The organism is Pseudomonas delhiensis, assembly GCF_900187975.1.
Lineage (GTDB): Bacteria > Pseudomonadota > Gammaproteobacteria > Pseudomonadales > Pseudomonadaceae > Pseudomonas > Pseudomonas delhiensis.
This window is the reverse complement of sequence record NZ_FZPC01000009.1, coordinates 113187-136172: the sequence shown is the minus strand read 5'-3', so window position 1 is coordinate 136172 and position 22986 is coordinate 113187. Positions and strand designations below refer to the sequence as shown.

8 protein-coding genes and 2 pseudogenes are annotated in these 22986 nt (G+C 65.5%); 3 read left to right on the top strand and 7 right to left on the bottom strand.

The features are described 5' to 3' along the window. The first annotated feature begins 38 nt into the window (after window positions 1–38). On the top strand, window positions 39–1343 hold the full coding sequence (locus tag CHC02_RS10250; RefSeq protein WP_208604358.1) for an MFS transporter: 1305 nt from the start codon (window positions 39–41) through the stop codon (window positions 1341–1343). Here the strand turns inward: CHC02_RS10250 and CHC02_RS10245 are convergent. From CHC02_RS10245 to CHC02_RS30845, 7 genes and pseudogenes are all read right to left on the bottom strand, one after another. Further along, complete coding sequence (locus CHC02_RS10245) at window positions 1340–2134, bottom strand: thioesterase II family protein (protein ID WP_167364834.1); 795 nt, start codon at window positions 2132–2134, stop codon at window positions 1340–1342. The genes CHC02_RS10250 and CHC02_RS10245 overlap by 4 nt on opposite strands. Further along, entirely contained in the window at window positions 2128–3207 is a 1080-nt protein-coding gene (locus CHC02_RS10240) for a Gfo/Idh/MocA family oxidoreductase (RefSeq protein ID WP_089391363.1), read from the bottom strand. Before CHC02_RS10240 ends, CHC02_RS10245 begins: the two co-directional genes overlap by 7 nt. Next, window positions 3204–4310 (bottom strand): saccharopine dehydrogenase NADP-binding domain-containing protein, encoded by a 1107-nt coding sequence (locus CHC02_RS10235; protein ID WP_089391362.1) that lies wholly within the window; start codon window positions 4308–4310, stop codon window positions 3204–3206. The genes CHC02_RS10240 and CHC02_RS10235 overlap by 4 nt, the downstream gene beginning before the upstream one ends. Then, entirely contained in the window at window positions 4307–9796 is a 5490-nt protein-coding gene (locus tag CHC02_RS10230; protein WP_089391361.1) for a non-ribosomal peptide synthetase, read from the bottom strand. The genes CHC02_RS10235 and CHC02_RS10230 overlap by 4 nt, the downstream gene beginning before the upstream one ends. Continuing rightward, window positions 9793–16236 (bottom strand): non-ribosomal peptide synthetase, encoded by a 6444-nt coding sequence (locus tag CHC02_RS10225; RefSeq protein WP_089391360.1) that lies wholly within the window; start codon window positions 16234–16236, stop codon window positions 9793–9795. The genes CHC02_RS10230 and CHC02_RS10225 overlap by 4 nt, the downstream gene beginning before the upstream one ends. Then, window positions 16233–17546, bottom strand: a pseudogene (locus CHC02_RS30850) (salicylate synthase); the annotation flags it as partial. The pseudogene CHC02_RS30850 and the gene CHC02_RS10225, both read right to left, overlap by 4 nt. An 81-nt stretch (window positions 17547–17627) precedes the next feature. After that, a pseudogene (locus CHC02_RS30845) lies at window positions 17628–19202 on the bottom strand ((2,3-dihydroxybenzoyl)adenylate synthase); the annotation flags it as partial. A 366-nt stretch (window positions 19203–19568) separates the two neighbouring features. Between CHC02_RS30845 and CHC02_RS10215 the strand changes: the two are divergent. Both CHC02_RS10215 and CHC02_RS10210 read left to right on the top strand, forming a co-directional pair. Then, window positions 19569–21260, top strand: coding sequence for an ABC transporter ATP-binding protein (locus CHC02_RS10215; protein ID WP_208604349.1), 1692 nt, complete (start codon window positions 19569–19571; stop codon window positions 21258–21260). After that, on the top strand, window positions 21244–22983 hold the full coding sequence (locus CHC02_RS10210; RefSeq protein WP_089391357.1) for an ABC transporter ATP-binding protein: 1740 nt from the start codon (window positions 21244–21246) through the stop codon (window positions 22981–22983). Before CHC02_RS10215 ends, CHC02_RS10210 begins: the two co-directional genes overlap by 17 nt. Window positions 22984–22986: the final 3 nt, after the last annotated feature.

Below are 22986 nucleotides of genomic sequence, written 5' to 3'. Positions count from 1 at the left end.
GGATGCGCCGCTGGTTTCGGGTGGCGCCTTGAGGGGGCATGGACTTCCATGGCGCCTTTGCAGCTTTGGTTTTGGGGGAGCACATGACGTCGGTTGCCGTAGAAGCGAAGCCCCTGCCGCGTGAGCAGGGGCGTGCATGGCAGGTTCTGCTGTTGGTGGGTGGGTTGTATCTGGCCCAAGGCTTACCCGTGGGGCTGGCCTTCCAGGCGTATCCGACTCTCTTGCGCAACATGGGTGCCTCGCTGGACCTGGTAGCGCTCACGCCCCTGGCCAGCTTGCCGTGGGTCGCCAAGCTGCTGTGGGCGTCGGCGGTGGAGAACCGCTGGAGTGAGCGCATCGGTCGCCGCCGTAGCTGGATCCTGCCGTTGCAGGCCGGCTCGGTAGCGACCCTGACGTTGATGGCGCTGGTACCGTTCGACGTAGCCAACATGGGGGTGCTGTTGGGCCTGATCGCCTTGCTCTCGCTGCTTTGCGCCACCCAGGACATCGCTGTCGACGGCCTGGCCGCAGAGCGTTTGCCCAGCGCCAGCCTGGGCCGGGTGAATACCTTCCAGGTTGCCGGCTTCATGGGCGGCATGCTGCTTGGGGGGCCGGGCACCATGGTGCTGTTCGATCATTTCGATGCGTCCGCTGCCTTTCTTCTACTGGCTGCGGTGGCGCTGCTGTGTGGCCTGCCGGCGCTGTTCTGGCGCGAGCCGGCGCCGCTGGTGGCTCCGTCCAAGGCCAGCCTGCGCCGCTTTTTCAAGCGGCGCTTTTCCGGGCGGCTCACGGCCCTGGTGATGCTGGTGACCCTTGCTGGGGCGATCTTCTTCGGCCTGGCCAGGCTCATCCTGCTGGACATCGGCTGGTCGATGAGCGATGTCGGTGTGCTGGCCGGGGTTGGCCAATTGCTGGCGATCATCCTCGGCTGCGGTCTGGCCGGGTTGCTGCTGCGTCGGGTTTCGCGCTGGAACACTCTGCTCTGCGGCTTGCTTCTGGTGGGGGCTGCCGGGCTGTTATGGCTTGCCCTGGTACTGCAACCAAGCCTCGCCGGCAGCGGCTATGTGGGGCTGGCGACATTGCTGGGTGGGTTGGGTATCGGTGTCACCAGCGTAGCGTCCTATACCCTGGCGATGCGTTTCGCCCAGCAAGGAGAGCAGCCCGGTACCGACTGCTCGGTGTTCCAGGGGCTGCAAACCCTTGGCGAAATCCTGGTGTCGTCACTGGCCATCGGCGTGGCTGGTTATTGGGGGTACGCCAGCGGTCTCGGCATTGGCCTGCTGGCGTTATGCGCGGCGCTGGCGGTGCTGCGGCAGGTTCGCAGCAGCACCGCCGGAGCTGGTCTGGACGATGGCCGAACCTAGGGCATTTCCAGGGACTCCGGGGAGTACTCTCCCAGGCATCGGCTGATGCATTGCGTCACTGCCTGACGCTGCGGCGTCAGGTAGAAATGTCCGCCATGGAAGCCGTGCAGGCGTACGCCCTGACTGCTCTCCAACGTCCAGGCCTGGGCATCACCTGGGTGCAGTTCCGGGTCGTCCTGTCCGAACAGCACCTCGATCGGCAGGCTCAAGGGCGGCCGCCGTGGATTGGGGTGGTAGGTCTCGATCAAGCGGTAGTCGTTGCGCAGGACCGGCAGCGCCAGGGTGAACAGCTCCGGGGATTCCCGCAACGCCGGCGAGGTGCCGCCTAGAGCCATGATCGCAGCCAGGAAGTCCTCGTCTGAGGCCTTGTGCAGCTTGCTGCTGTGATTGCGACTAGGTCCTTCGCGGCCGGACACCAGCAGGCGCAGTGGGAGTGGCAGCCCCTGGCGCTGTATGCTCAGGCACAGTTCGTGGGCCACTGCGGCGCCCATGCTGTGGCCGAACATTGCGTAAGGCCGGTCCAGCCAAGGCTGCAGAACATTGCTGATGGCGCTGACCAGTGGCGTCATGTGCTCGATTGGCGGCTCGTCGATGCGCTCTTCGCGCCCTGGTAGCTGGATGGCGACCAGTTCGATGCTTTCGGGCAACAGTTGTGCCCAGTTGGCGAAGAAGCGTGCACCGCCACCAGCGTGGGCCAGACAGAACAGGCGCAGGCGTGCTCGGGGCCGCTCTGTAAAACGGCGGAACCAGCGTTGCTGGTACTGCTGCAACTGTCTGATTTCGTTCAGCATGAGATGCTCTCCCGCGGCGGAGGCCATTGACCCAGGTCCAGTGGCAGCGGAGGCGCCGGGTTGATGATCTGGGGCGGGCCCAACTCGGCACCCAACTGCTGCCAGGCCTTGCAGCAACTCAGGTGGAATTGTGCCAGGGCTGGCTCGGCGGGCTTTTGCAGACTCAGGTGGAAACGCTCCAGGCTGCAGGCGATGCTGGCTGGCCACAGCTTGGCGAATACCTGGCGCAGAGTCGGTGGCTGCGGGTGGCCTATCAGGCTGCTGACGGCCAGGTCCAGGGCCGCCGAGTCACCATCCATTTCCAGCACGCCCTGGGGGTTGCGGTGGACATGGGCCCGCGGGCTCCACAGTACACTGCCATGTGTATCGGTCAGGCTCAGGGTACCGCCGCTGGTGCCCAGGGTGATGCGATGCAACACCTGGGTGTGGTTGTCTGGATCGGCCGGGTTTAGCTGGTTCTGCACGCGCAAGGCCAGGGGCACCCCGGCCAGGTTACCCGCTACGTTGAGGAAGGGGCCTGTGTCTTGGGGTTGCACGGTGAAAGCCCAGGGGCGCAGGCCGCCAAGGGCCTGGCCGAGTATTTCCACCAGCGGGAACAGCACGTGCACGCTGCAAGCGGCGTCGACATACAACGCCTCCCGCTGGCCCAGGACGTGTCGCGCGGCATCGATGAAACAACGTACCGGCGCCAGGTCGCTGTAGAACGGATTGAGCCGGTACTGCAGATCCCTTTGCCGGGCTATGCGCAGGCATGCGGCGACCTCGTCGTGGTGCACCGGATGTTCCTGGATCACATGAACGCCTCGCTCGAGCAGAGCCTTGGCCAGCTCGGTGCCCGGGCCGCCGACTACCGCCGAGCGTACCGCCACGCAGGCAAGATCGACTTCGGACGGCAGAGCCGCGACGCACTCGTACAAGGGGACCTGCCAACGCTTGGCGCAGGCGCGGGAGTGCTCGCTGCCCCGCCCGAGGATGCCTACCAGCCGGTAGTGTTGTGGCAGGCGGGCGATACCTTGCAGGTAGATGGCGCCAAAGGTGGTGCCGCAAACGATGACACGCAGAGGCTGGTTCATAGGGCTCCTTCTTCTTTGCCGGAATTACGGGCCTGTTGTCCGGGCAGTTCGACCAGGCTCAGGTCATTGCAGGCCTGCTGAAGGACGGCGTCGATGACGGTGGCGGGTTGCAGGGCCTGTGCCGCCCAATGGGCACCACTCCAGGCATCGTCTTCCAGCAGCCGTACGGTGGCGCATACCGCTACTGTGGCACTCAGGCTGTAGCTGTCGTGGCTGCGCAATACCGCCCGTTGGCAGTAGGGTCGCTGGCTGCGCCAACCCTCCAGCTCCACCACCAGGCGGTAGTACGATGTGCGCCCTTGCAGCTCCAGGTCTGCCGCGCGAACCAGTTGCGCCACTGCCTGTTGCAGGCTGTGCGGGTCATGCGATTGGCTCAGGCGCTGGCACAGACTGGCGATCAGCGTGGGCAACTCGGGGTTGGAAAACACGTTGCAGAAACTCGCTTCGCGCAGTTCCAGAGCTTGGGCCAGTTGCAGCAGTTCATTGGTCAGGTAGGACGAGCGGTGGGCCAGTTCGGGGAAGCCCGGTAGTTCCTCGGTGCCCGGGGGGAGTACCAGGGCCTGCACCTGGCCGTCGTACCAGTGGGCGTTGGGCGTACCGAAGCCGCCCAGCGCACTGAGCAGTACATCGGCGCCGCCGGCGCTGCTGCAAGGTTCGCGGCCGCCAGAGAGGATTCGCAGGTGGGTCGGGCGTTCCAGGCCCTGGTTGACCAGCCAGCGTGGCAGCAGGGCGGTGAGGCCGGGGAAGACCCCGGCGCCGATGATCGAGGGCCTATCGGCTCCTTGCAGCGCCTCCAGCAAGGCGGTATTGCCGAAGGCATCGACATAGGCCGCGCCGGCCCGGTGGGCAGCACAGGCAACACGCTCACCGATCAGCCAGGAGGGGCCGGCGCAGTTGAGCACCACCTGGCAACCTTCGCAGAACCTCTCCAGTTGCGCGGCATCGAAAACATCCAGCGGATGTGTCTCCAGCGTTGCCGACTGGGCCTGTGGGCGTCGCTGTCCGCAGCGCAGGCGCAGCCCCGGTCGGTGGCGCAGCAGGGCCAGTGCTGCGCCACCGACGCTGCCGCCGGAGCCGACCAGGCCGATCAGTGGCGCGCTCATGACACCTCACCCATCAGCACCGGCAGCAACTGGTCAACATGGGGAGGCTGCATGCAACTCACGTGGTTGCCATTGATGTTCAGCAGGCGAATGTCGCCAAGAGCGAGGTCTCTCCAGAAGCCTCGCATGTTACCTTGCAGACCCGGCAGGAAATGCAGGCTCTGGTCGTCCAGCAGTACCTGCAGGTTGCCGGCGAAGGGGGCGGGCCGATACCCCGCGACGGCGTCGAGGCTATGGCGGAATACCCGGAACAGGCTGTGTGCCTGCACGGCCGACAGGGGGGCGGCCTGGGTCGGCACACAGCTGGCGAGGGTTGCCAGGCGCTGTTCGGCGGGACATTGTGCGAGGCGGCGATAACACTCGGCGACCGGGGCCCATTCACCGTCCAGGTCTTGTAGGCAACCGGCCGGCAACCGCGGGCCGTGGCGCTTGACCAGATGCTCCAGGGCCCGGTGCAGTACGGCATCTTCTATCTCGTGGCCAGCGGCTTCGATGGTGGCGCCGAGCAGGCGGCCGAAGGCCCGTTCCAGCAGCAGTTCGTCGTCGATCTGGTAACGGAAGCGGTCGCTACTGATGACGCTGACCATACCTACCTCGGCCCCGGCTTCCAGCAACCCCCGGGCAGTCTCGATGGCCAGCAAGCCACCCATGCAGTAACCCACCAGCTCGAAGCGCTGCACTCCGTAATCGAGCAAGTAGCGGGCGTACTCGGCACCGAGCCATTCGATCAAACCTGCGGCAGGGCGCGCCAGGTAGTCGGCTTCCCCTGGCAGGCTCAGGCCGAGGATCGCGCCCTGGCGCGCTGGCTCATTGCGCAAGGCGCCGAGCAAGGCGCGGTAGGGCGCGAGGGTGCCGCTGCCATCGTGCACCAGCACATGCACGGTGTTGCAATCGATGCTTCGGGCCGGGGCCAGCACGTTCAGGGGCGAGTGCCGGCTGGCGGGCTCGTCGTCGCGCTCATCGGGGCTTTCCTGCAAGCGTGTGGCCAAGGCTTGCACTGTCGGTTCGCGCAGGACTTCACGCAATAGTCGATCCCACTCCCAGCACGCGCTTTCCGGAATCTGTTCACGCATCCTGGCGACGATCTGTGCCACCAGCAGCGAGTCGCCGCCGGCGGCGAAGAAGTCCTGGTCACGGGCGATGTCGTTGCAACCCAGGGCGGCGCTCCAGAGCGCGGCGATGCGCTGTTCCAGGTCTCCTCGGGGGGCTTCGCCGAGGACCATCTGGCGGCTGCCGTGGCCGGGCAGGCGAGCGCTCAGGCACGTACGGTCGATCTTGCCATTGGGCGACAACGGCATGCATTCCAACACTTCCAGGTAGCTGGGCAGCATGTAGCTCGGCAGGCATCGTTGCAGGTAATGCAGCAGGTCCTCGCGGTTCAGTTCGACCTGTTCGCATGGGAAGCGGACGATGAAGGTGGTTTGCCCGGCACAGTCCAGCGGGTCTTCGGCTACCGGCCACGCGGCGACCAGCTCAGCTCCGGTATCCTCGAACAGTTCCTGCCATTGATGACGGCTGATGAAGGTCTGGTCTTTGTCGGCGCGCAAGTCGGTGAAGTTGTCCAGGCCTTCCTTGAACTCCATGGAAGTCAGCAGCGAGAGAATCTCCCGGGTTGCTTCCATCACCAACAGGTGCCCGCCGGGTACAGCCAGTTCGCGCAGGTTGCGTAGCACCGTCGGGGCGTGGCGGGCATTGTGCAACACGTTGGCGCAGACGATCACGTCCCAGCTGCTGCCGTGCAGGCCCTGGCCGAGGGCGTCGGCGTTGATGTCGAACAGACCGAAGCGCACCCAGGGCCGGTCGGCGAACTGCTCCCGCGCTTCGTTGAGAAAGAAGGCCGAAACATCGGTGAACAGGTAGTCCACGGCGAAACCGTCCAGCGCCGGGATCAGCTCGCGACTGGTCCCGCCCACGCCGGCGCCGACTTCCAGGATCCGCAAGGGTCGTCCGCTGTGCGCCCGGGTACTGGCGATCTGGAGCACGCAGGCACAGATCACCTGGTTCATGCAGCGCATCAGCAGGTTGTCGTTATAAGCCGCCAGCGCCGTGTCCATGCGCCCCTGGGGGAACAGCAGGGCCAGCGGGTCGACCTCACCGCTGAGCAACTGTGGCAGGCGGTCGCTGGAGTCACGCAGGTAGCGCAGCAGCTCAGTGCCGTAGTGCAGGCGTGCTTCCAGTTCGTCCATGGCTTGCCAGCATTGGGCGCTCTGTCGCTCGTCCGGCGCATTGCCGAGTCTATAGCTGGCCGTGGCCTTGTCCTCGATTAGCCAGCCTTCGCTGGCCAGTGCCTTGAGCCAGCGTCGCATCAGGCGTCTATGGGCCGGAGCAACGCGGCATTGCTGCTGTACATTTGCAATGCTGTGGCAGGCCTGTGGATCGACGAAAAGGCCGGCGCCACGTAGGGTCTTGAGCATATCCAGCAGGGCGATGTGGTTGGCCATGTCCACCCATTGTGCGAGCAGCGCCCGGTCGAGCCCGAGGGTGGCCCGTTCGCCACAATCCATGGCGCAAGCCGCCAGTTCGGCGTTCCAGCTGTCGTGCGTGGCGGTGGTCAGGCCCCGAGGCGTAACGAAGGCGGCCAGGCGCCGCTCCTGGGCCTCGCCGGCCAGCACCACCACCGCTTGGGCCACGTCCGGATGCTCCTGCAGCAGGCTTTCGATCTCACTGAGTTCTATGCGGTGGCCACGCAGCTTGACCTGGGTATCTTCGCGGCCGAGGAACTCGATCAGGCCGTCGCTACGGTAACGGCCGAAGTCGCCGGTACGGTACAGGCGTTCGCCGCTATGGGGATGGTGAATAAAGCGTTCGGCCGTGCGTGCGGCATCGTTGAGGTACCCCTCGGCCAGGCCGGCGCCGCCGATGTACAGCTCGCCGGCTACGCCGTCCGGGCGCGTCTGCAACTCGCTGTCGAGCACATGGAAGCGCTGGTTGGCCAGTGGCGTGCCATAGGGAATGCTGCGCGTCCCTGGCGGTACCTGGTGGATCTCATGGCTGATCGACCAGATGGCCGCTTCGGTGGCGCCGCCCAGACTGATCAGGCGTAATGCCGGGCAATGGTGGCGGATCGCGGCGGGCAGGCCGACGCCGACCCAGTCGCCGGAAAGCATCGCCAGGCGCAGGCTGAGGGGTGTGGTGGCTGGTTCCGCGTCAAGGTAACTGCAGAGCATCTGCATTTGTGCCGGTACCGAGTTCCACAGGCTGACAGCGTGGCGGTTGATGAGGCTGGCCCAGTGCGCCGGGTCGCTGCGCTGCGCGGGAGATGGCAGCACCAGAGTCGCGCCGGCGAGGAAGGTGCCGAAAAGGTCGTAGACCGACAGGTCGAAGCCCAGGTTGGCCAGGCCCAGCAGGCGGTCGTTGGCGTCTACCGCAAAGCGCTGGTTGATGTCGGCCACGGTGTTGAAGGCGGCGCGGTGGCTCATCATCACGCCCTTGGGGCGGCCGGTGGTGCCCGAGGTGTAGATCACATAAGCCAGGTTGGCCGGGTCACAGAGGTGGTGTCGGGGCAGTTGGCGGAACGGCAGTGGGGACAGGCTGTCCACGGCGATCAGGGCCACGTTGCCAGGCCATGCGCGGCTTTCGCGCTGCCCGGCGTCGGTCAGCACCCAGCGAATTCGCGCATCATCGAGAATGGCATCACGTCGGGCATCCGGCTGGCCACTGTCCACTGGCACGTAGACCGCACCTGCCAACAGGGTGCCGAGTACCGCGGCAACCTGCTCAAGTCCTTTGTCGAGGATGATTGCCACCGGACTGCCCGGCTGGCAGCCGCTGTCGCGCAGACATTCGGCTACGGCATTGGCTCGTTCTGCCAACTGGTGGTAGCTGTAGTGGCCGCTGGCACAGATCAGTGCGCAAGCGTCTGGAATGGCGCGCAGGCTGTCGAGAAAGCCGTCGTGCAGGCAACGTACCGGCAAGTCTCGTTCGGTGGCATTGCTGGCCTGCCGGCGCTCGGCCATGGTCGCCGGCAGGGTTAGTGGCTGCGTCCGGTGCCAGGCGCCGGGCCCCTGGGCCAGCTCCAGCAGCAGACCGTGGAAGCTGCTGAACGCGGCCTCGATCAGGCCTTCGGCGAACAGGCCCTGGCGCACGTCCCAGTTGATCAGCAGGCTGCCATTGCGTTCGGACACCTGGCAGTCGAGCCACACCTGCGGGGTCTGGGTGATGCCGTAGCCCAGCCTGGCTCCGCGCAGGAAGTCGCCCTCGGCATGGCGGTTGTCGCCCACGCCCAGGGTGCTGGTGAACACTACTGGCAGCAGGCTGCGGGATTGCAGCCGGGCCCGCTCGCGCAGCACCTCTACGCCGGAAAACGCTTCGTGTTCCAGGTCTTGCCATAGGCGCTGCTGCAAGGCCTGGGCGCGCTGGTTGAAGTCACTGGCGCCGGGTGGCTCCACCGCCAGCACGTTGATTGCGGTGAAGTCGCCGACGATGCGCCCGATGTCCGGATGATACGGCGGACGTCTGAGCACCGTGACGCTGAGGCTGAAGTGCGGGCGCCGCGACCAGTGGCCAAGGGTTTCGGCGAACACCGCGAGCACTGCTGCCGAGGGCGTCAGACGCAATTCGGCGGCCTGTTGGCAGAAGCCTTGCCATTGCCGGGAGTCCAGGTACAAGGCATGACGATCGAAGCCTGTGCCTGGCTGCTGTTGTTCCAGTAGTGGCAGTTCGGGAGCGTCTGGCAGTGTCGGCAGGCGCTGCAGCCAGTAGTCGCGGTCGCGCTCGCGTCGAGCGCGGGCCGCCGGGGCGTCACGGGCCGCGCGTTCGGCCAGGAGGATGTCGCGGAAAGTCAGTTGCAGCTCCGGCAATGCTTGTTCGGGTTCGTGGTAAAGCTGGTCGAGCTCGCATAGCAGGCACTGGATGCTGACGAAGTCGGCGATCAGCAGATCGATGGACAGATGTACTCGGCTACCCTGGTCACGCTGGCTCAGGCGAAGTTCATAGAGGGGCCAGGTATCGGCGCAGTAGACGCGGTTGGCCAGTTCCGTACGGGTGGCAAGCAACGCCTGTTCTTCCTGCGAGGCGCTGTGCCCGCGTAGGTCGTTGCAAACCAATGGAGGCAGGCGCACCCGCTGCTGGACCTGCTGGAAGCCGGCTTGGGCGATGACTGCACGTAACATCGGATGACGCAGGATCAGGGTGTGCCAGGCTAGTTCCAGACGCTTCGGGTCCAGGCCTGGGCCATCCAGTTCTACGTAGCCGTGGCAGCCTACGCCTCCATAGTCATAGGCGTCGCTGCGTCCCACCAGGTAGGCCGCCTGTACGTCGGTCAGGATGAAGGGTTCGAACTGATGCCGGGGATCGGCCTGCACCTGGACTTCCTGCGGTGCGAGCAGGGCCAGTAGCCCGTTCTTGTGCTCGCGCAGGCGTTGCTTGAGGGTGTCGTCCATGACGCCGTTCGGCGCGCGGTATCGCAATTGGCCGTCCTCGGTCCAAAGCTGGATGCCCAGGGCTTCGCAGTCGGCCAGGAGAGCGGAGATGTCGAGGGCGTTCATAGGCTGCCTTCCTCGAAGTGCGTGGCGTGAGGATGCTGGGGGGCTTCACCAGGCGCGATCAGGTACGCGCACAGCTCGGCGATGCTGGGATGGGCGAAGAGTTCGCGCAGAGTGAGGGAGCGGTTGCCCGTTCTCTGACGTTTCACGGCTTCGATCAGGCGCGTGGCGCTGAGGCTGTCGCCGCCCAGGAGGAAGAAGTCGATGTGTCGATCGACAACCGGGCGTTGCAGTATCTCGCTCCACAGCGCTGCCATTTCCTGCTCGGTGGTTCCCTGTGGGGCCTCACCGGTACTGTCGGTCTCTGCTCCGCGACAGGCCAGCAACTGCTGGCGCAGGGCCGCGCGGTCGGCTTTGCCGTTGATGCTCGAGGGCAGGCTGTCGAGGGTATGCAGGCTGGCAGGAATCATGTAGTCCGGCAGACTGTCGCGCAGCTGCTGGCGCAGGTGGTCCGGCGCGACTTCCCGATGCAGCACTACCGCCACCGCCAGTCTGGGCGGGTCACCCAGCACCACGGCCATGGCCTGGCGTACCTCGGGCAGGGCGAGCAGGGCGCTTTCCACTTCACCCAGTTCGATGCGGTGGCCACGGAGCTTGACTTGCTGGTCGCGGCGGCCGAGGAACTCCAGGCAACCGTCGGGCCAGTAACGACCCATGTCGCCAGTGCGGTACCAGCGCTGGCCCTCATGCTGGACGAAACGCTCGGCGCTGAGCTGTTCCGAACCGCGATAGCCGTCGGCGACGCCGACCCCGCCGATCCACAGCTCGCCGGAGACCCAGTCCGGACAGTCGCGGCCCAGGCTGTCGACCACGCGGAAGCACTGGTTGGCCAGGGGCGTGCCGTAGGGGATCGAGGTCCAGTGTTCAGGCAAGGGCAGCGTCACGGGTTGCCAGTTCGACCAGATGGCGGCTTCGGTGGCGCCGCCCATGGCGATCAGTCGGCAGCCGCCGGCAGTGGCGGCGTCCAGGCGGGCCGGCAGGTCGAGGCCGATCCAGTCGCCGGACAGGTAGGCCAGGCGCAAGGGCAGGGTGCGCCCATCGCTTTCGGCCACTGTCAGCAGCATGTCCAGCAACAATGGCACCGAGTTCCACAAGGTCACTTGGTGTTGCTGGATCAGCCTGAGCCAGGCAGTGGCGTCGCGGCGTTGCTGTTCATCCAGCAGTACCACAGAGCCACCTGCCGCCAACACGCCGAACAGGTCGTGGACCGACAGATCGAAATCCAACGCCGAGACCGCCAGTACGCGGTCCTCGGGGCCGACGGCAAAGCGCTGGTTGAGATCGTCCAGGGTATTGCAGGCGGCACGGTGGCTGACCTGCACGCCCTTGGGTTCGCCAGTGGAGCCGGAGGTGAAGATCACATAGGCCGGACTGTCCACGCTGACGTCTACGGGGGCTGACAGCGGCGCTTGCGCCAGCAGTTGCGGCAGTTGCTGGGTATCGAGGGTGTAGCGGATAGTGGCGCGTTGCTCGATACGCTTGCGCCGTGCCGTGGGCTGAGCGATGCCGATCGGTACATAGCAGGCGCCAGCGGCGAGCACTCCGAACAGGGCGATCACTGCGTCGCTGCCACGTGGCAGGCATACGCCAACGGCCTCGCCAGGCTTTACGCCCTGGGCCAGCAGACCCGCTGCCACGCGCAAGGCTGCCTCGCGCAACTGGCCATAGCTCAGCCGGCTTTCTCCGTCTATCAGCGCCAGGCGTTCGGCACTCATGGCAAAGGGGGCGGAGAGTAGGGTACGTGGGGCTATGGGGCGGGCTGTGGCATTGACCTGCCGGCGCACAGCGGCCTGCATAGGAGGCAGTGGCAGCGCCAGGGGGTACTGCCAGTCGGCGTCGATCAATCGCACCAGCGCTTCGGTATAGGTAGCGAACGACGCGTCCAGCAGGCCTTCCGGAAACAGTGCGTCCACGGCGTCCCAGCACAGCACCAGGGCGCCGCGATGTTCATACAACTGATGGTCGAGCCAGACCTGCGGGGTTTCCGATAGACCGCCGGGGACGATATCCGGAAAGTCCTCGGGTAGCTCGCCCAGCAGATCGTCGGCCAACCCCAGGGTACTGGTGAACACCACTGGCAATGCCGCGGCCTGCGGACCGACCCGGTGTGCCCGTTGCCGTTGGACCCAGATCGAGGAACAGGCAGCGTGTTGCAGCACATCGGCGATCTGCGCCTGTATCTGCTGGGCCTGGAGCAGGAAGCTGCGGCCAACCTCGGGGTAGAAGCTCACCGGCACCAGCGAGGTGAAGTCACCAAGCACTCGCCCGATGTCCGGATGGATGTCCTGCCGGTCGAACAGTGTCAGATTCAGGGTATGGGCATGGCCGTTGCTCCAGCGGGCCAGCACCTGGGCATAGACGCTGAGCAGCAGTACCGAGGCAGTGATCCCCGACTCTCGTGCCCGCTGGCGTAGCGCTTGCCACTGGTTGGCTTCCAGGCGGAATTCACGGCGACTGAAACTGGTTTCCTCAAGGCTCTGCGGCGAACAGCGCAGAGGGAGGGTTGGAGGCCCAGGCAGATCGTCGAGGCGTTCACGCCAATAGGCGTGGGCCTGTTCCAGCTGTTCGGGGCTGGGCTGGACCTGCAGAACATAGTCGCGGAACGACAAGCCGATTGGCGATAACGGATGATCGGGCTCGGTGTAGAGCTGGGCCAGTTCTCCCAGCAGGAGCTTGATGCTCAGGCCGTCCAACGTCAGGTAGTTGAAGAACAGCCCCAGGCGACAGCGTTGCCCGGTGTAATTCACCGCATGCACTTCGAACAGTGGCCAGCTGCGCCGCTGGCGTGGCCGCTGCGCCCAGAGTTTGGCCAACTGCTGTCGTGCGGTTTCGGCGTCGCCGCACTTCAGCCAATGCTGCTGCACCTGTACTGGTGGCACCTGTTGCAGGATTACTTGGCGGTCGTCGTCAAGCAATTCGGCGCGGAGCATTTCATGGCGCTGTACAAGACGCTGCCAGGCCCGCTCGAAACGCGGCACATCCAGGCGTTCGCCATCCAGTTCGATCAGGTAGGTAGTGCCACAGGACAATGGCAAGTCCTGGCTTTGCCCGCGCCAGTAGGCCTGTTGGACTTCGGTCAGGGGGAAGCCTCGATAGCGGTTGGCGAGGTCCGGTACTACCTGCAACGTTGGGGGGGCGCCGACCGGCAGCAGGGTTGCGGCAAAATCGGCCAGGCGCGGTGTGGCGAACAATTGGCGCAGGCTATGGTTGCTAGCCAGACCTTCCCGGCGCAAACGGGTGCTACATCGAGTGGCCAGGAGGCTGTCGCCGCCCAGGCGGAAGAAATCGTCCTGGCGGTGGACCTGCGGGCAATGCAGCAGCTCACGCCAGATCGCCGCGACCCGCTGCTCCACTTCTCCGCAAGGCGGCTGCCGTTGCTGGTCGGTTTGCGGTGCCTGCTGTTCGGCCAGTTGCAACAACTGTTGCCGGTCGAGCTTGCCGTTGGCGCTCAGGGGCAGGCTGGGGAGCAGCAACCATTGGCTGGGCAGCATGTACTCGGGCAACTGCTGGGCCAGGTGCTGACAGAGATCGTCGCTGCAATCGATGCTGCCGACCACTGCGGCCATCAGTCGTAGCGGTTTCCCCGTGGCGAGCACCACTACCTGGCGTACCTCGGGCAGGGTGAGCAGGGCGCTTTCCACTTCACCCAGTTCGATGCGGTGGCCACGGACCTTGACTTGCTGGTCGCGGCGGCCGAGGAACTCCAGGCAACCGTCGGGCCAGTAACGACCCATGTCGCCAGTGCGGTACCAGCGCTGGCCCTCATGCTGGACGAAACGCTCGGCGCTGAGCTGTTCCGAACCGCGATAGCCGTCGGCGACGCCGACCCCGCCGATCCACAGCTCGCCGGAGACCCAGTCCGGACAGTCGCGGCCCAGGCTGTCGACCACGCGGAAGCACTGGTTGGCCAGGGGCGTGCCGTAGGGGATCGAGGTCCAGTGTTCAGGCAAGGGCAGCGTCACGGGTTGCCAGTTCGACCAGATGGCGGCTTCGGTGGCGCCGCCCATGGCAATCAGTCGGCAGCCGCCGGCAGTGGCGGCGTCCAGGCGGGCCGGCAGGTCGAGGCCGATCCAGTCGCCGGACAGGTAGGCCAGGCGCAAGGGCAGGGTGCGCCCATCGCTTTCGGCCACTGTCAGCAGCATGTCCAGCAACAATGGCACCGAGTTCCACAAGGTCACTTGGTGTTGCTGGATCAGCCTGAGCCAGGCAGTGGCGTCGCGGCGTTGCTGTTCATCCAGCAGTACCACAGAGCCACCTGCCGCCAACACGCCGAACAGGTCGTGGACCGACAGATCGAAATCCAACGCCGAGACCGCCAGTACGCGGTCCTCGGGGCCGACGGCAAAGCGCTGGTTGAGATCGTCCAGGGTATTGCAGGCGGCACGGTGGCTGACCTGCACGCCCTTGGGTTCACCGGTGGAGCCGGAGGTGAAGATCACATAGGCCGGGCTCTGCGGATCGACGTATACGGGAGCGGACAAGGGCACGTAATCGAGGGCTTGCTGCAGCAGTTCCATATCTATCAGGCTGCGAATGTTGGCACGTTGCGCTATGCGCTCGCGGCGGGCAGGTGGTTGGCCGGGACTGATCGGCACATAACAGGCACCAGCGGCCAGTACGCCGAACAGGGCGATCACTGCGTCGCTGCCACGTGGCAGGCACACGCCCACTGCGTCACCGGGCTGTATTCCCTGTTCCAGCAGGTAACTGGCAATTCTCAGGGTACCGTCCCGCAAGGCGGTGTAGCTCAACCGGCGTTCACCATCGATCAGCGCCAGGCGTTCGCCAGCAATGGCGAAGGGCGCTTCCAGCAGGGTACGGACGGGGATCTTGGCCTGGGTGGCATTGACCCGTTGGCGCAGCGCCTGCTGCTCCTCAGGTAGATCCGGTAGCACTGGTGAATCCCAGGCTGCTGGCCCCTGCAGGTCATGCAAGAGGTCGATGTAGGTACCGAACATGGCGTCGAGCAGGCCTTCCGGAAACAGCGTGTCCTGGGCATCCCAGGCCAGCAGCAGGGTGCCGTCCTCTTCGTATACCTGATGGTCGAGCCAGACCTGCGGGGTCTGCGAGATCATGTAGTTCAGGCGACCCAGGACGTCGGCGTCCGCCGGGTCGAGCAGCGGCGTGCCGAGGTTGCAGGCGAACACCACGGGGGAAAAACTGCGCTGGCCATCATGGCGTTGAGCCAGGTCTCGTTGCACCTGGACGCCGGAATAGTCGGCATGGGCCATGTCTCGGTGGAACTGCGTCTGCAGGCGTTTCAGCTGTTCGGCGAAGGTGCCGGGCTTACGCAGGTCGACCTCCAGCAACAGCAGGTTGGTGAAGTCCGCTACCACCTGGTCCAGTGTTGGCTGGCCGCCCTGGCGATCGAACAGCGGCAGGTTGAGGAGAAAGTGCGGCACGCGGCTCCAGCGCCCCAGCACCTGGGCGAAGCATCCGGCCAGCAGCATGGCAGGGGTCACGCAGTGCCGTGCAGCCTGTTCGCGCAGGCGCGTCCAGACCTCGACCGACAGCCGTTGCTGGCGACGGGAGAAGCGTACCTGCTCGATCGACTCGGGAGGACGTGCGAGCGGCAGCTCCGGTCCCGCCGGCAACTGGTCCAGGCGTGCCTGCCAATAAAGGGCGGAACTGGCCGAAGGGGCTGGGCGTACGGCCAGGTAACGGGCGAAATACCAGTCCCGGCCGGCTTCCGGCAGTGCTTCGCCACGGTAGCGAGTAGCCAGATCTCGCAGGATCAGATGCAGGCTATGGACGTCGGCCACCAGCAGGTCGATGTCGAAATGCAGGCGACAGGCGCCCGTTGGCAACAGGCTCAGCTCCAGCCCGGCGACTTCGCCGCGCTCCACCGCCAGGCGCCGGTGCGACAAGCGTTCACGGGTCGCCACCAGGGCCTGCTGTACGGTGGCCTCGTCCAGCTGACGCAGGTCCTGCACGCGTAACCGGGACTGGCCCCGTTCCAACACCTGCTGCCTGCCTTCATCGTCGAAGCGGGCACGCAGCATACCGTGCCATTGCTGCACCTCTTGCCAGGCCGTTGCCAGGCACCGGGGTTGTAGAGTCGCACCGTCGAATTCCAGGTAGGCGTGGCAACCGACTCCGCCGAGTAGTTGTTCATCGCCGCGGCCTATCCAGTACGCGTGCTGTACATCGGTCAGGGCGAAGGGCGCCTGTGGGGGTGGTTCGTCACGAGGCAGAGGCAGGAGTGCTACTGGTATCCCGCTGGTTTTGGTTAGCAGCGGCAGCCAGTGCTCAAGGAACGGTTGTTCGATCAGTTCGGCAAAGGTGACCTGGGCACCAGCCTGGCGCCATTCGTTGACCAAACGCATCAGGTGTAGTGAGTCCAGGCCTCGTTCGATCAGGTTGGCGCTGTCGTCCAACAACTCGCCCTGGGGTAGCAAGGCACGAATCTGCTGGCGTAGCAGGGTAGCGTGCAGCGTGCTCATGGCTGCACCTCGGCTGTTTGCCGCACGGTTGCCAGCTGAGGTTCGGCCAGGTGTACGTAGGGCGCGATGCTGGCGAGCTTCTCACGGGTTTCTTCCAGTTCGCGCTCCGGCAGCGAGAGGGAGACGATACCAGCGCCGGCCTGGACCCAGGCCTGGTCGCGATGCTGGAACGCTGTGCGCAGCACCAGCGCGGCGTCGAGCATGCCGTGGCTGTCGCAGATCATCACGCAGCCGCTGTAGAGGTCACGGGGGGCCCCCTCATGGGCCGCGATGGCCTGCAGGGCCTCACGTTTGGGAATGCCCGAGGCGGTGACCGCCGGGAACAGCGCGGCGAAGGCATGCCAGGCGTTGCAGCCGTCCCGGAGCTGGCCTCTGAGCCGCGAGCTCAGATGTTGCACGCTGCCACGCCGGGAAACTGCCATGAACTCGCTGACCCCCAGCTGTTGCGGCTCGCAGATCGCCTGCAGTTCCTCGAAAGCCAGCTTGACCGAAACCGCATGTTCAGCGATTTCCTTGGGGTCGCTGTACAGCTCGTCACGCAGTTGCGCTTCTTTCTCGACGCTGTCTCCCAGCGCGCGGGTGCCGGCCAGGGGCTGGGTGCCGACCAGGCCTTGGGCACTGACCTCGACCACGGTTTCCGGGCTGAAGCCAACGCAGGCGAAGTCGCCCTGGTGATGGATGAAGGAGCGGGCCGGGGTGTTGGCCTGGCGCCCGGCACGATAGCTGGCCACCAGATCCAGATTGCCTTTGAGTGGCACTTTGCGTGACAGGATGAGCTTCTGGTATCGGCCTTGCCGGATTTCCGCCACGGCGCTGGCCACCTGACCGCGATAAAGCGCGGCGTCGTGGGTTGCCACGTTCGGCTGGGCATGGCCGGTGCGGATGGGAGCAAGTGGCTTGGCATCCAGTTCCTGCAAGCGAGCTTTTGCGCTGGCCAGTGCCTCGGGCTGCAGGGCCCGGATCAGCGCCGTGCCGTCGCGCAGACGAATATCCACGGCCGGGATATCCAACCGAAGCGGCGGACGGCTGCCATCCTGCACAGGCAGGCCATGGAGGCGCCGGGCCAGTTCGAAGCAGGCGGTACCGTAGGCTCGCCAGTCCTGGAAGGGCAGCTCCCCCAGGGCTTTGCCCAGGGCTTCGGGCAGGTCCTCTGCGGGCCATTGCCTGCGCTGCTCGGCGATGCTCAATTGCAGTTGGTTGCCAAGCAAGCGGATGCATGCCGCGCTGCCAATGCCTAGGGCCCACTCACCGTTGTGCTCGTAGAGGGTGAGGTCGTCGGGCAGGTAATGCTTGACCAGCGCTGCTGCCAGTTCCTGAGGTTTTTCGCGGATGGGCACGCAGCACTCCAGATAGGCCGCGCGCGACGCGGCTTCATCCTGGAAGCGTTGTTGCAGCTGGCGCTTGTCGAGTTTGCCGATGCTGGTCAGCGGCCAACTGTGCAGGGTTTCCAACTGGTCTGGCCATTTGTGGCGGGGTAGACCCAGGGCCTGGAAGTGCTGGCGCAGGTCAGTCAGTTCGAGAGTTTGGTCGCCTCGCACAATCACGCAGGCGCACAGTCGTTCACCCAGACGCTTATCGGCCAGGGCGATCACCGCGGCGTCCTGGATCTGGGGGTGTTCACGCAGCAACTGCTCTATTTCAGCAGCGGCGATTTTCTCGCCGGCACGGTTGATCTGTTCCTTGAGGCGGCCTTCGACCACCAGATTTCCATCCGGGGACCAGCGCGCCAGGTCGCCGGAGTGGTAGAAACCTTCGGCGTCGAACACCTGCTGGTTGTGTGCCTCGGCGCGGTAATAACCGTGAATGGTATAAGGGCCGCGCACGATCAGTTCACCGGTTTGACCGTCGCCTACCGGTTGCCCGTCGGCACTGATCAGACGCACTTCATCAGCTTCGCTAAGGGGGCGGCCTTGGGTATTGAGTACCACCTGCTGAGGATCGTCCAGGCGGGTGTAGCAGAGCAGGCCTTCGGCCATGCCGAACACCTGTTGCAGGGCGCAGCCCAATATCGGTGTGACCTGCGCCGCCAGTTCCGCCGGCAAGCGTGCGCCACCCACTTGCAACAGGCGCAGGCTGGACAGGTCGCTCTTGTCCCATTCCCGGGCCTGTAGCCACAGCTTGACCAGAGATGGTACCAACGCGGTGTGGGTAACGCCTTCGCGCGCGATCAGGCCAAAGGCTTCGTCGGCCCCCGGGGTAAGAGCGAACACCACCTTGCCGCCCATCGACAGGGTTCCGATCAGACCTGGACAGGCCAGTGGGAAGTTATGGGCAATGGGCAGGGCGGCCAGGTATACCGAGTCGCCAGCAAAGCCGCACAGGCGAGCCGATGCCTTGGCGTTATAGGCATAGTCGGCATGGCTGCGGGGAATCAGCTTCGGGGTGCCGGTGGTCCCGCCGGACAGCAGCAACAGGGCGGTGTCCAGGGGATCCACGACGGCTGGGCGGCGAATTTCTCCGTTCAACGCGCTCAGGGGGACCCCGGCATTGCTTGGCTTGCCGGCGATGATCAGGTGCCTCAGGCTCGCTTGCCTGCCCAGTTGCCGCTCGGCCATGGGCCGGTAGTCGTAGCCGAGAAAACGTTCGGCGACTATGTAGGCAGTCGGCTCGGCCAGCTCGCACAGGGCCTGGATCTCCCGTTCGCGGTGGGCCGGCATGGCCAGGATCGGCCAGGCGCCGAGGCGCAGCAGGGCGAAGAAACTGCTGGCGAAAGCGATGCCATTGGGCAGTTGCAGCAGTACCCGGTCACCGCATTGGATACCCAGGTCGGCCAGGCCACCGGCCAGGCAGCAGACTTGCTGTTCGAAGTCGAAATAGCTGAGCTGTTGTTCGCCTTCAACCAGGGCGATGCGCGGGCCGAATCGGTGGCTCCACTCCTGCAAGTGCTCATTCAGGCTCCGGGGTTCCCAATAGCCTTGTTGCACGAATTTCCGGGCCTGGGTGTCACGCCAGTGAAGAGTGGGCATGGGCTTGCTCCTTTTGCAGGGTCGCAGGAAATTCCAAAATTTGAGAATGATTATTGTTATGTTTTGTAGAGGGACTCCCCGAAACCGAACGCCTCAGCCCCGATCGGCATTTTTTGTCATGAGCTTATGCCCAAGCCGTCGACGTTCCCGGATGGCAGGGCGCAGGGCCATGGCGGGAGGGCAATAGTCCTCATCCGGGGTCTGTCAGAACCGATCAGGGCAGTCCCCTGGCCAGGGCGTAGCGGATGCTGTCGGCACTGTTGGCGAGTGGGGACGGTCATGGGGGGCGAGTTCAGCAGAGGGCAAAGGCCTGCCTGGCGCTGGCTGTTGCGTGGGCAGGGTTGGCGTCTGGGCGGGGCGGTGGCGATGGCGGTGCTGGCTGCCGGCGTCGAGTTGCTGCCTTTCGTGCTGCTGGCCCAGGCGGTGAACCTGGTTCTGCAGGAACCGGCGCCAAGCGCCAGTCTGCTGGAGCTGGCCGGCTGGATGGCCCTGTGCGTGCTGCTCAAGTACGTGCTCTACACCTTCGCCTACTACCTCAGCCACGTGGCGGCCTATCGGGTACTGTTCAACACCCGCAGGGCCCTGGTGCGGCATTTGTCATGGGCGCCCCTGCCTTGGCTCGTCCGCTTGTCCAGCGGTGAACTCAAGCGGCGGCTGATCCAGGACGTGGAGCGCATGGAGCAATTCATCGCCCACCACAGCGTCGAGTGCGTGGCGGCATTGCTGAGCCCCTTGTGGGCGTTCGCGTTGCTGTGCGCCGTCGATTGGCGCCTGGCCCTCTGTGCCTTGCTTCCCGTACCCCTGGCGTTGCTCGCCCAGGGCTGGATGATGCGCGGCCTGGAGGGACGGCTGCGGGAGTACGCCGGCGCCGTGGACGATCTGGACGGCGCGACACTGGAATACCTGCGCAATGCCCTGTTGATGAAAGCCTTCCGCCAGGACTCGCGCTCGTTCAAGCGTATGCGTGAAGCCCTGGATCGCTACCGGCGCCTGATCGGCCGCATGATCGCCCTGAGCGTGCCTGGCTGGTCGGCGTTCACGGTGCTGCTGGGGGCCAACGTGGCCATCCTCTTCCCTTTGGGCCTGTGGCTGCATGCGCGGGGCGAAGTGGGGCTGTCCGACCTGGTACTGGTGCTGATCCTCGGCACCGGCATGCTCAGGCCATTGTTGCGGGTGGCGCGGTTCAACTCGCAGATTCAGGAAATCATCGGTGGCGTACGGCGCTTCGCCCCTCTGCTGCAGTGGCCGCAACCCGCAGAAGGGAACGAGCAGGTGCCACAGGGGGCGCTGGAGGTACGTTTCGAGGCGGTGTGTTTCAGCTATGACGGGCGGCCGGTGCTCCGCGAGATCGACCTGTGCCTGCCTGCCGGGCAGATGACTGCGTTGGTCGGCCCGTCGGGGAGCGGCAAAAGTACCCTGGCCTGGCTGCTTGGCGGCCTTCTTGACGCCGATTCCGGGCGGGTGACCGTCGGCGGCAGGCCCCTGGCCGCGATGAGCGACGCGACGCGGGCGGCGACGGTCGGCGTGGTTTCCCAGGAGGCTTTCGTCTTTCGGGGCTCCGTGCTGGACAACCTGTTGATCGGCCGCCCCGACGCCAGCGAGGAACAACTGTTCACCGCCTTGCGCGTGGCACAGGCCGAAGACTTCGTGCGTGCCTTGCCCCAGGGCCTGCATACGCCGCTGGACGAGCGGGGCGTGCGCTTGTCCGGTGGCGAACGGCAACGCATCGGGCTGGCCCGGGCGTTGTTGGCCGAGACGCCGGTCCTGGTGCTGGACGAAGCCACGGCCTTCGCCGATAGCCGTACCGAGCAGCGCTTTTATCGCGATCTGCGCCAGGCCTGGCCGGAGCAGACCGTGCTGGTGATTGCCCATCGTCTGGGTAGCGTCCGCGATGCCGAGCAGATCGTGGTGCTGGAACGCGGCGTACTGTCCGACCGGGGGCAGCATCCGCAATTGCTGGAGCGCAGCCCCCTGTATGCGCAGCAATGGCGGCGCCAGTTCGAGACCGAGCAGTGGTCCATCCGCAACAGGAGCCCGCAGCATGCAGTGGCTGACTGAAGGGCTGCGTCAGGTGATGGCCACTGCGGATACGCGGGCGCCGCGCCTCTGGCTGGGCTTGGCCCTGCGGGTGCTGGAGCGGGCCTGCGCCATGGCGCCGTTCTTCCTCGGCTTTTTCTGGCTGGGTGATCCCGCGTCGGGCAACCAGGGCCTGGCACAGTCTGCGTCGCCGGGTTGGCTGGCAGTGGGGCTGCTGGCATTGCTGATGGTACAGCTGCTGTGTTCGCACTTCGGCCAGCTCAATACATTTCTCGGCGGCTATCAACTGATGCACGGCTATCGCCGGAGCTTGCTGGACCATGTCGGGCGGCTGCCCCTGGGGGCATTGCGGCGTGAGCGGATCGGCCAGCTGGGGGAGCGCTTGACCGAGGACGTCAAGCGTATCGAAAGCATTTTCACCCATGTCCTGGCCGAGCTGCTGGCGGCCTTGAGCGTGCCCCTGATGTTCATGCTGGTGCTGGTATGGGTCGACTGGCGCTTGACCCTGGCGCTGCTGGTGACCTTGCCCCTGGCGTTCGCCATGCTCAACCTGCTGAGCGGCTTCTTCCTCGCGGTGGGGCGGCGCAAGCAGCAGGGCTTTCTCGAAGCGGCGGGGTTGCTGGTGGAGTTCATCGGCGGTCTGCGTACCTTGCGTCTGTTCGATCGTGCCGAGCCCTGGCGTACCCGGCTGGACTGCCAGTTCCGCGCCATCGAGCGTCACAGCCTGGGGGTGGAAGCCTGGGCCGGCAGTGCGATTCAGCTGTATCGCATCTGCATCGACATGAGCCTGGCGCTCATGCTGGCCGTTGCGGCCTGGTTGGCGGCGACGTCGCAGCTGTCGGCCCTGAGCTGGATGCTGTTCGCCCTGGTGGCCAACCGGTTGCTCGATCCCTTGCTGGATGCCGCGGCCTACCTGAGTGAGTTGCGCGGCCTGGCCCAGGCGCAAACCCGTCTGCAGGAACTGATGCAATTGCCCGAGGTGCAGGAACCTCTGGCGCCGGCCTCGCTGCATGGCCATCGGGTCGTCTTCAGAAATGTCGGCCTGCGCTATCCGGGTCAAGCGCAATGGGCGCTGCAGGGGGTGGAGTTCGTCGTCGAGGAAGGGCAGATGGTGGCGATCGTCGGTCCCTCCGGTGCCGGCAAGAGCAGCCTGCTGCACTTGTTGGCGCGCTTTCACGACCCGCAGCAGGGGAGCATTGAACTGGGAGGCGTCGACCTGCGGCAGATACGCCTGGAGCAGCTCTACCAGCAGTCGAGTTTCGTCTTCCAGGATGTGCAGCTGTTCGACGGCAGCGTGCTGGACAACCTGTGTCTGGCGAAGCCCGAGGCCAGCCTGGAGGAGGTGGTCGAGGTGTGTCGCCAGACCTGCTGCGATGAGTTCATTCGCAGCCTGCCCGAGGGCTATGACACACGGATCGGCGAGAATGGCCAGCGCCTGTCCGGCGGTGAGCGTCAGCGCCTGTCGATTGCCCGGGCGCTGCTCAAGGATGCGCCGATACTGTTGCTCGACGAGGCTACCGCCTCGGTGGACCCACTGGCGCAGTACGAGATCCAGCGGGGGCTCTCGCAGTTGGCCCAGGGGCGCACGCTGATCGTGGTTGCCCACCGTCTGGGCACGGTATGCCATGCCGACCTGATTCTGGTGTTGGAAGGAGGGTGTGTCGTCGAGCGCGGTCGCCACGAACAACTACTGGCCGAGGATGGCCTGTATGCCGAACTGTGGCGCCGCCAGCAGGCAGGTTGAGGC